The sequence below is a fragment of the Phocaeicola salanitronis DSM 18170 genome (assembly GCF_000190575.1).
GTDB lineage: Bacteria > Bacteroidota > Bacteroidia > Bacteroidales > Bacteroidaceae > Phocaeicola > Phocaeicola salanitronis.
On record NC_015164.1, the window covers coordinates 1,699,964 to 1,711,943 of the forward strand.

5 protein-coding genes are annotated in these 11,980 nt (G+C 44.7%); 3 read left to right on the forward strand and 2 right to left on the reverse strand.

Annotated elements, in window-relative coordinates:
• Positions 1-31: 31 nt before the first annotated feature.
• From BACSA_RS07540 to BACSA_RS07550, 3 genes are all read left to right on the forward strand, one after another.
• Entirely contained in the window at positions 32-4,093 is a 4,062-nt protein-coding gene (locus BACSA_RS07540) for a hybrid sensor histidine kinase/response regulator transcription factor (RefSeq protein ID WP_013617513.1), read from the forward strand.
• A 277-nt stretch (positions 4,094-4,370) separates the two neighbouring features.
• On the forward strand, positions 4,371-7,562 hold the full coding sequence (locus tag BACSA_RS07545) for a TonB-dependent receptor (RefSeq protein WP_013617514.1): 3,192 nt from the start codon (positions 4,371-4,373) through the stop codon (positions 7,560-7,562).
• A 94-nt stretch (positions 7,563-7,656) separates the two neighbouring features.
• Positions 7,657-8,889, forward strand: a complete 1,233-nt coding sequence (locus BACSA_RS07550; protein WP_013617515.1) for an alkaline phosphatase family protein — start codon at positions 7,657-7,659, stop codon at positions 8,887-8,889.
• A gap of 170 nt (positions 8,890-9,059) precedes the next feature.
• Here the strand turns inward: BACSA_RS07550 and mazG are convergent, their stop codons facing one another.
• Together mazG and BACSA_RS07560 are read right to left on the reverse strand one after the other, a co-directional pair.
• Positions 9,060-9,845, reverse strand: coding sequence for a nucleoside triphosphate pyrophosphohydrolase (gene mazG, locus BACSA_RS07555; RefSeq protein ID WP_013617516.1), 786 nt, complete (start codon positions 9,843-9,845; stop codon positions 9,060-9,062).
• 304 nt (positions 9,846-10,149) lie between these two features.
• Positions 10,150-11,952, reverse strand: coding sequence for a RagB/SusD family nutrient uptake outer membrane protein (locus tag BACSA_RS07560; protein ID WP_013617518.1), 1,803 nt, complete (start codon positions 11,950-11,952; stop codon positions 10,150-10,152).
• Between the last annotated feature and the right edge of the window lie 28 nt (positions 11,953-11,980).

Genomic DNA, 11,980 nt, shown 5'->3' on the forward strand with positions numbered 1-11,980 from the left:
ACTCGTCACCTACATTAATACATCATTACTTATGAAACATTTGACTCTGTTTACTTGTTTGTTTTGCATTTTGGAATGCTGGCCGCAAACCTATACCGTAAAACGCTTAGATATAGGCAACGGACTCTCAAATAACTATGTGATAGACATCGCAGAAGACAAGAACGGCTATCTATGGTTCGCGACCGAAGAAGGGTTGAATAAATTAGAAGGAACAGAGTTTACAACATTTTATAAAACAGAGAAAGACGAAACCGGAATCACAGGCAACGAACTGAACTGTTTATTAGACGATCCGGACGAAACCGTCTTATGGATTGGGACGCAGCGGGCAGGCCTGAACGCATTCAACTATGAAACCAATACATTCACCGTCTACCGGCATGACGACAACGACCCGCACAGTTTGGCAACGGATGACGTTACGGGAATCCATCCGGCTAAAGACGGCAATTTATGGATTACAACGTATTGGAAAGGCGTAGACTATTTGGACAAACAGACCGGCAAATTTATCCATTACAACCAAGAAACCATCCCGCAATTATCAGGCGACCACATTTGGACAGCCTTGGACGATAAAAAAGGGAACCTGTACATCGGACATAGCCACGAAGGACTGACCATTCTATCGCTGAAGACCAAACAAGTGGAAAACTTCAGATACAATCCCCAAGACCCAAGTTCCATTCCCGGAAACGAAGTCCTCAGTCTCTTCCAAGACCATGCAGGAGGCATTTGGGTAGGAACTAACAAAGGATTGGCATTGTTCAATCCGGAACAAAAGAACTTTGTACGTTTCGGCAAATTAGGGAATCCGCTTTCAAACAGCATTTATGACATCTGTCAATTTAATGACAAACAATTATGGATTGCCACTGAATTCGGAGGCATCGCTATCCTGGATTTATCCCAACGTTTCTTCCCCTCGTCTGACCCCATGAAATTTATCTCGAAAGGCGATGATGAATACACACTAAGCAGCCCAAGCGTGCGCTGCATTTTCCAAGACTCACATGATAACATCTGGGCAGGGCTTTGGGGAGGAGGCGTCAATTTCCTTAGCAACAATACGACTTTATTCAACGCCTATCACTATGCCAAAGACCTGTCGGAATACAACCTGACCAATCCTACTGCCAGCGCCGTATGTGTAGACCCTGCCGGGAAACTCTGGATAGGAACCGACGGAGGGGGCATCAATATCTTTGATAAAGGCAAACGCATAGCGACCTATACTACCAAAGAGGCAAACATCAGTGCCAATGCGGTACAAACGGCATGCTGTGACTCACAAGGCAATCTGTGGTTCGGATTTTTCCGCAAAGGAATCACATATTATGACCACACCCAACAATCGTTCAAACAAATACTGCCTTCCGACCTCGGCAACATAGACATCCGTTCCATTTTCGAAGACAAGAACGGCATTATGTGGATTGGAAGCAGCAACGGCATTTACCAAATCGACCGGGACACAAAAAAAATCATCAAACACATAAACATCCCTGAGAATTTAGTACGGGGAGTCATTGCCGACGCACAGGGCAGAATCTGGGTAGGGACATTTGGCAGCGGCCTGTTCCTATACACTGCAGAGCTGAAACCGATTGCTACGTTCAATACAGCAAACGGCTTTGCTTCCAATACCATCAATTTCATCTATGAAGACAAAAAGCACCAAATCTGGATAGCGACAGGAGACGGTTTAGCCTGCTTTCCGCCCAATTCAACATCAGACTACCAATTGTACCAACGGGCAGACGGGCTTGACAATACCCACATACATGCCATTACAGAAGACAATTCCGGAAACATCTGGTTCAGCACCAATAATAATATCATTTGCTTCAAAACTGATGAAGGCAAATTTTACAACTATAACCATAAAGATAACGTACCGCTTGCCAGCTTCATAACAGGCAGTGTCGGGAAAGACAGCAAAGGCAATCTCTACTTCGGTTCGACCAACGGACTTTGCCATTTCAATCCGGAGTCGGTATTAGCCCCCCAAAGCACACCGCATGCCGTCATTACAAAACTTACGATTCTAACACCGCTTTCTTCACAAGAGAACAAAGGGAAAACCTATCCACTGACCAACCGGAAAGCAATTGAGCTGAATTACAAAGAAAACAATTTCAGCATTTCATATTGCGTTCCAAACTATGCATTGGCCGACCAGGTAGAATACGCATACATGCTAAAAGGATTCAGCGATTCATGGTATACTTCCGTTGATAAAAACAATATCATATTCCGGAATCTGCCATACGGACAATACCAACTGATGCTCAAGACCAGAATACGCAACCAAGAATGGTCTGACGAAGTTTCTACATTTTCCATTAAAGTCACGCCTCCTTTCTGGTTATCGTGGATAGCCAAATTAGTCTATCTCGTTATCGGCGGCATCATTCTCTGGGCTTTACTGAAAGCTTACAAGCGTAAAGTCAACTTAGAATATCTTTACAAATCAGAGAAATGGAACCATGAACAGGAACAGCAACTGAACAACGAGCGTTTACGCTTTTTCACGAATGTCACACACGAATTACGTACCCCTCTTACGCTGATTATCGGCCCATTGGAAGACATGCTGGAGGGCAATACGCTCACAGAAAAAGACAAACACCGCATCAATGTCATCCGGCAAAGCGCAATCCGCCTGCTTGACTTGGTAAACCAAATACTTGAATTCCGCAAAACGGAAACCCAAAATAAAAAGCTATGTGTCTGCAGAGAGAATATCGTAGCCTTGATTTATGAAATCGGACTTAAGTATAAAGAACTGAACCAAAACCCACACGTAAACATACAAATCCAAACGGAAGCAGAAGAAATGCTTTTGTACTTCGATAAAGAAGCCTTAACCATCATTCTTGACAACCTGATATCGAATGCGCTGAAATACACGGACAAAGGACATGTCACCATCAGTGCGCAATGGGTAGAAGAACAAGGCATACGCTACTTCCAACTTAATGTAGCGGATACCGGATACGGCATCAGTCCGGAAGCGCTGAAATACATCTTCGACCGCTATTATCAAGAAGGAAGCGAACATCAGGCTTCAGGCACAGGCATCGGACTGGCTTTGGTTAAAAACTTAACCGTCCTGCACGAAGGAAAAATTGAAGTGAAAAGCAAACTCAACGAAGGCACCGTCTTCCAACTCCGCTTAGTGGCAGCCAACACGTATCCTGCTGCCCTCCACCGGGACAATGAAAAAGAAGGTTCACAAGACACGCTTTCCCAATCACCGGCATTCAACCACGGAGCTACAGACAATACGCGCCTTGTCATTTTAATTGTAGAAGACAACAAAGACATTTTAGATTATATAGCCGAATCCTTTACGGACTTATATGAAGTCAAGACAGCACTTAACGGCAAAGAAGGCATGGAAATTGCTTTGGAATGCATACCCGACATCATTGTCAGTGACATCATGATGCCTGTCATGGACGGAATCACGTTATGCAAACAATTGAAAAACGACATACGCACCAGCCACATCCCCATCATCCTGCTTACTGCCAAAGACACATTAAGCGATAAGGAAGAAGGATACCAGTCCGGAGCGGACTCGTACTTAACCAAGCCCTTTAGCGCCAGCCTGCTGCATAGCCGCATCAATAACCTGCTGGCACAACGGAGACGCCTTTTCGAACGCTATTCCAGCATAACGGTTCCCCAAGAACAAGAAAAAGGCTTGGAAGAGAAACATTTGATTCTGACAAACTCCCTTAATAAAATCGACCAAGAATTCTTGGAAAAAATAACCCACGTCATTACGGAAAACCTTTCGTCTACAGAAACCATAGACATCAGCTTCCTTTCCAGCCACCTCTGCATGAGCAATTCAACCTTATACCGGAAAGTAAAAGCGCTAACGGGCATGTCTACCAACGAATACATCCGTAAAATCAAAATGCGGTTTGCAGAAAAGATGTTACTGGAAGGGAAATACAACATTTCTGAAATCGCATTCAAAGTAGGCATCAACAGCACAGTCTACTTCCGGCAATGCTTTAAAGAAGAATTCGGCATTACCCCTTCCGAATACCTGAAGAAAATCAAGAAAGGGTAAGACCAAGCAGCAGAAATACGAACATCAACGCTTCCGGATATTGGGGGAATTACATTTCCGTTACATTCCCCCAATGACTTACATTCTATTCTATATAAGCTTCTTACAAAAACATTCTCCTGTTTCTTCATCGGCAGATGTTACAAACCTGTGAATCTTTACCTCTACAAGTGTTAAACAGGAGTGCAAAACGATCTCCCACCTTAAAATCTATTTAATTTCGCAAAAGTAAAAGCAAACTAACAAACGACTTCTATAAACTTTAATTTTAGGTATTATGTTACATCAATCGAAATTATTCATGGCGGCAATGGCGACTACAATCAGTGTATGCGCCAGTGCCCAAGTGACAACTTCCGCCGTGAGCGGACAAGTCATTGACGAAACCGGACAACCCGTAATCGGCGCAACGGTACTGGCGGTACACGAACCTTCGGGCACGCAGTATGGGGCCGTGACCAACATGGACGGACGGTATACCATACAAGGTATGCGTACCGGAGGTCCCTACAAGATAGAGATTTCCTATATCGGATATAAAAAATCGGCTTACACCGACCTTTACCTCGAACTGGGTAACACACTGGGACTGGACGCTAAAATGGAACCCAGCAGCGAACTGCTCGATGAAGTGGTGGTTGTGGCGGACGCCAAGGTCAATGCAGGCGCATCAAGCAACTTCTCTACCCAAAAGATAGAGAACACGCCGACTATCGACCGCAATATCTACGACATTGTAAAGAACATGCCGATGGCTATGACCTCGAAAAACGGAGGCATCACCTTCGCCGGTTCGAACAACCGCTACAACAGTTTCCAGATAGACGGCACAGTGAGCAACGACGTATTCGGCCTCTCCGCATCGGGCACCAACGGCGGACAGACGGGAGCCAACCCGATTTCAATGGATGCTATCCAGGAAATCCAAGTCGTAGTGGCTCCGTTCGATGTCCGTCAAAGCGGATTTACAGGCGGTGGCATCAATGCCATTACCAAACAAGGCACAAACACCACTCACGGTTCGTTCTATACCTATTTCAATAACCAAAATATGTACGGTAAATACAGTGCCATCCGCGACTACGCTAAATCTCCGATGACTCAACAATATACCCGTACTTTCGGTGGAACATTAGGCGGTGCTATCGTAAAAGACAAATTATTCTATTTCGTCAGTGCAGAAGGGAAGAAGGAATCTTATCCGTCAAGTATCTATCCAGGCTATACCAGCGAATACTTGACAGCAGACGTGGCTTCCCAAATCGCGAATAAATATAAAGAACTGACCGGTTTCGAAGAAGGATACAGCCAACGCAACGTAGACCAAAAGTCATTCGGCTTGCTGGCACGCATTGACTGGAACATCAATCAAGACCACAAATTGGCAATCCGCTACCAACACAACAATTCGTATGACGATAACTACGGGCCAAGTGCCTACTCGTACACATTCAATAACAGCAGTTACCGAATGAACAATAAAACGAATTCTATCGTTGCCGAATTAAACTCTCACTTAGGAGAAAACTTGTACAACGAATTACGTGCTTCCGCAAGCTTTATCCGCGACCATCGCGACGTAGGATATCAAGGTCCGACAGTACAAATCAGCAACATCCTTGGCGGAGACGGACAAACCAACATCACTGCCAACATTGGTACCGAATATTCTTCGGGCGCTAACCTGCTTGACCAAGATATCTATACATTCGAAGACAACCTGTCTTGGTATTTAGGAGACCATACACTGACCTTTGGCACACACAACGAAATTTACCGCATTAAGAACTTGTTCATCCAAGCAGTAAACGGTTCATGGTATTATGATTCGTTGGAAGACTTTATGAACGATACTCCTTATCAATATTCATACAAATATACAGACCCTGATTTAACCGGCGGTGACCTGCGTTACGCTCCGAACATGAAAGCCGGTCAATTCGGCTTCTATGCACAAGACAAATGGAATGCAACTAACAATTTCGAACTGACTTACGGATTGCGTATTGACATTCCGGTTGTATTCAACAACCCGACAAGCAATCCCACATTCAACGAATACGCTCAATCAAATGGCTTCGATGCACGTGTCGGAACTGTACCCAGTGCAAAAGTAATGTTCTCTCCGCGTGTAGGATTCCGCTGGTATGCAGATGAAAACCGGAACACATTAATTCGAGGCGGCCTTGGCATTTTTACCGGACGTGTACCTTTCGTGTGGTTATCAAATGCATTCAACAATACAGGTATGGAAATGAAAGGAACAACCATTTCCCCACAAGATGCAGACGGAAACTATACGAAAACAGCACCCTCTTTAGGAGATTACGCAAAAGACCCAATGGGTGCAATGAACTCACAAAGCGGTTCCGCAGCACGTCCCGATATTGTTACCGTATCAGAAGACTTCAAATATCCGCAAGTATTCCGTGTGAATTTAGCATGGGAGCAACGCTTGCCGGGCGATGTCAAAATGACATTGGAAGGCATCTATTCAAAGACAATGAACAACGTGTTCTTTGAAAATTTAGCGCTGAGCAATAATGGTAACAAAGTATATGCCGTTCCTGGTGTTGAAGCATCTGCAGCTCCTTATTATTCGACAGCAAAAAGTGATTATTATAGCATCGTAAATCTGAGAAATACAAACAAAGGATATACATACGCAGTATCAGCGATGTTAGAAAAGAGCTTCAATTTCGGTCTCGACCTTTCGGCATCTTATACTTTCGGCCATGCTAAATCTGTAAACGACGGTACAAGTTCTGTAGCTTATTCGAACTGGAAATACAATTATTCACGTGACACGAATTCTGAAAACGAACTCGGTTTCTCTAAGTTCGATATACCTCACCGTGTTATGGTACAAGCTTCTTACACCAGCCCGAAATACTGGAATGGATGGATGAGCTCTACTATTTCAGTTATCTATAACGGATTCTCAGGAAGCCGATACAGCTTAACGATGAATGAATCAACAGACTTTAATGGAGACGGGTATAGAGGCAACTCACTGCTGTATATCCCCACCGATGAAGAGTTAAATAAGATGAACTTCGTTGATTCGAAGACTATGACCGCTGCAGAAAACCGTGAAGCTTTCAGACAATGGATTGAAAATGATTCTTATGCAAAAGACCATCGCGGACAATATGCTGAACGCAACTCGAACTTGAGCAAATGGGAACATGAGATAGACCTCCATTTTGCACAAACCATCCACAACATTAAGGGTATGGGCAAACTGGAATTCACTTTCGACATCATCAACTTTGCCAATATGCTGAATAAGAAATGGGGTGCAAGCTATAGCTCCGCATACAATTTATCACCGGTTTCTGTAACAAGCCTTTCTACAGACGCCAATGGCAACCGTACTCCAAGCTATACTTACAACAATGCTGAAATCAATAAAGACGACATCGCTTCCCGCTGGCATGCACAAGTCGGCGTAAGACTGAGCTTCTAATTGAATATTTCACTGAACGCAGATTAACGCCTATTTCTCCGAAATTTTACGTTAATCTGCGTTTTTATATCATTACCATCAAACTTTTAGACGCATGAAAAAGATTCTTTTCACCTTATTATTGCTGGCAACACTCTTACCTGCAATGGCAGGAAACAAACATTACACCGTCATCGTTTCCCTTGACGGATTCCGTTGGGACTATACAAAAATGTATGAAACCCCGTTCTTCGACCAAATGGCAAGAGAAGGTGTACAAGCTACCATGTTCCCGTCTTTTCCCTCGAAAACGTTCCCCAACCATTATACACTGGCAACCGGATTGTATCCTGACCATCACGGCATCATCGCCAATTCGTTTTGGGCTGCCGACAGAGGTAAAATGTATGCCATGAACAACCCGGAAACACGTAATGACCCTTCTTTTTATGGAGGAGAGCCCATTTGGATTACAGCACAGAAACAAGGAATTAAAACAGGAAATGTGTATTGGGTAGGTTCGGATATCGCCATAAAAGGACAACATCCCACCTATTATAAAGTGTACGATGATACCCCCAGGCTGAACTATGCCGAACGCATTGCATACGTACTGGAGATGTTAAAGAAACCGGAACCCGAACGCCCCCAACTGATTATGGCTTACTTTGAAGACCCTGACCACTACGGTCATGCTTTCAGTCCGCACAGTGCAGAAACACACCGTTGCATCACTGAACTGGACGTTTTGATGAAACAATTATGGGACGGCATCCAACTGCTTCCTTTTGCCGAAGACGTAAATCTGATTGTCACATCCGACCATGGCATGGCTACCATCAGTCCCGACCGCTGTGTCTCTATCAGCCAATACCTGAAACCGGAATGGTACGAACGCATCAACGATAATCTTCCGGCTCAAATTTATGCCAAAGCAGGCTGTACCGATTCCATCTACAACGCCTTACAAGGGCTGGAGCATGTACGCGTATGGAAAAAAGCAAACATCCCGGCTTACTTGCATTATGGCAGCAATGCCTATATAGGCGATATTATCGTATTGCCAGACTTAGGTTGGTTAGTCACCGATGATACAGACTTCAACGTAGGAGGCGCACACGGATTCGACCCGACTTACGATGATATGCAAGTCATGTTCCGTGCTTGCGGTCCGGATTTCAAGAAAGGTTATACGGCATCCAAATTCCATAACGTCAGTATCTATTCCCTCCTTGCCTATCTGCTCGGCATCACGCCTGAAAAGACCGACGGATCATTAGAAGAAGTCAAAGGAATGCTAAAGGCTCTTCCAGCCCAATCATCGACTTCAATCAATCAAGTTCAATAAGATTCTTTCGCAGATGAAGTATAACTGCTACACCGGTACGATTAGTAATCGTCATCGAGTACGATTACTAATCGTCATGCCGATGCAGCTATATTGAACAACCGAACAAACGGGATTGTCTCAAAACAGGAACTGCCTCTTTCTATATCATCTCCTATTCTATTTCCTATTTATAGTCCCTGCTTTTTCGCTTCTTCCCAAATAGCGTCCATCTCTTCCAGCGTCATATCCGTCAGCTTTCTTCCGGCTTTCAGCGTATGCTCCTCTAAATAATTGAAGCGGCGGATAAACTTCTGGTTGGTATGTTCCAAGGCATTATCGGGATTAATTTTATACAAACGGGCAGCATTGATGAGGCTAAACATCACATCGCCGAACTCGGCTTCCGCTTTCTCCTTATCCATTGTTGCCACTTCCGATTCGAATTCACTGATTTCTTCCTTCACTTTGTCCCATACTTGCACACGGTCTTCCCAATCAAAGCCGACATTACGCGCCTTGTCTTGAATGCGGTAGGCTTTAATCAGTGAAGGCAAGGCTTCGGGCACCCCACTCAATACAGACTTGTTCCCGTCTTTTTCCTTCAACTTAATCTGCTCCCAATTCTCGGAAACTTGCTCAGCTGTATCTGCCTTTACTTCACCGAAGACATGCGGATGACGGAATATCAACTTGTCGCATAAACGGTCGCATACATCCTTGATATCAAAATCTCCCGTTTCGCTTCCTATTTTTGCATAAAATACGACGTGAAGCAACACATCCCCCAGTTCCTTGCAAATGTTCTTCTTATCGTCCTTCATCAGGGCGTCGCACAACTCATACACTTCTTCTATCGTGTTGGGGCGCAAACTCTCGTTGGTCTGTTTGCGGTCCCACGGGCACTTTACCCGCAACTCGTCGAGCACATCGAGCAACCGCCCGAAGGCTTCTATCTTTTCTTCTCTTGTATGCATATTCCTATCATTTTAGCGTCTGCAAAAGTAAGGAAAAGCTTCGGAAAAACCTATTGCGGATTTGAAAAAGCATGAATAATAAGTAGATGTTGAGTATTAGTTTATATAATGTGTCAGCTCAGAAACGCAGATTAACGCAGATTTTCGCGGATTATTATTCTAATTATTTGTTCTTAATCTGCGCTAATCTGCGAAAATCTGTGTTTCTGATAATATCATTTCATTTTGCATACTTACTTAAACAGTGAATAGCGACGATAAAAGACATCGCCGCTATTCACCGTTCACTATTTATTACTATTCATTAGAAAGACAATCCGTCGTTCCAACCCGGGTTCTGAGTCAGATTCGGATTCAGCGACCGTTCGTTGATAGGTATCGGATACAGGTAATCACGCTCTTCATTGAAAGCCGTACGTACAATATCGTGATGATAATCGACATACCCATGATCGCCTTCCGACAAAACAATGTCCGAACCAATCTGATATACCTGCGCATCGGGCACTTCGGGTTTGGCATCGCCTTCATCATACAAAACCACGTCAATCTGACCGTCGCCGCTCAAGTCGTATTCACCTGCACCGGGGAAATACATGCCCATAATAGACTGGTTGATGCAAGTGCCCGCTTTCCAGCGTACCAAGTCATCGAATCGGAAACCTTCCTGAGTCAACTCAATGGCACGCTCGCGACGGATTTCCAAGATAACCCCTTGATTGCTTCCGGTCACATTGGTATAGCCATAATCGGCAGACGACAGGTAACTATCAGGATTTGCGTTAGCCTGAGCCATATCTAAATGCGGCATACCTACACGGTCACGGATTTCATTCACCGACTTATCCAAGTCTTCTTGCGTCAATGTTCCCAGTTCTGCCTTAGCCTCAGCAAAATTCAGCATGACTTCAGCCAGACGGAATACAGGAAGGTCGCAGGTAGAACGGTCGTTACGGTCTACCTGACCGCCCGAAGCTGTCGGGTCTTGCACATATTTTATCGGCTGGTATCCTGTTACACTAACCGATAAATCGGGAGCCAGGATGTCTGTCTGTCCGATACGGTGATACCCCGGAGTACGGATGCTTTGTGCCAGACGCGGGTCGCGGTCTTTCACTTCTTCGGTAAACGGCATGGTTTCCCATCCTTCACGGTCGGTAAAACGTGTTCCGTCTTTCATCAGATACGTATTGACAAGCTTACGGGTCAGGCCCGGACGTCCTTGGGTGGGCACCAACGTATGTGCCGTCGCATTGTGGTAAACGCTCATGCCGTAATCGAACTTGATGGCAAGGATGTATTCATCGGGATTGGCATCTTCTTCGGCAAAAAGCATCAGATAGTCTTCTTCCGGATTATCGGTCGAATACAAATGATATTCGCCGCTATTAATCAATTCTTCTGCCGCATCCGCTGCCTGTTGCAGATAATACGCATAATCATTCCCCTCCAAAGTCAGGTTATGATATTTCCGGTATGTACCTTCGTACAGACAGAAGCGGGACTTCAACGCCAGTGCCGCCCAGCGGTTTACACGGAAAGGACTACTGGTCTCTTCTTCCTTGGTGGGCAGGTTATCGATAGCATAATCGATATCGGCAAGCATATTGGTCATCACCAGTTCGCGCGAATCACGTGCCTTGTACAAGTCCGGGTCATCCGAAAACAACTCCTTGTCATACCAAGGCACATCGCCGAAACGCTTTACCTTATCATAATAGAAGTAGGCACGGAAGAAACGTGCCACCGCCGTATATTTCACAGCCGCCTCCGCATCTTCACATTTATCTACATTGCCCAGCAGCGTATTGACACTACGCAACGCCGTCCAGCTCCATCCTCCTCCGCTGGCAGGAACGATGCGGTTTTCTCCGCCCAACATCTCGTCGGAAAGTTCTTGCTGTACATACACATCGCTCTGCTCGTCATACGGAGATTTGTTCAGGATACTGTTATAAAAACCGTTGCTGAAAAGCTGCAGGTCGGTCTCGGTCCTGAAATAATTTTCTTCCGTTATATCACTCAAAGGGCTTTTATCTATCCAGTCGTCACACGATGAAAGTCCGGCAAACAATGCAAGCGCTATAAAGATATTTCTATTTTTCATAATCGTTTTTTCTCTTCTGTTTAAAAAT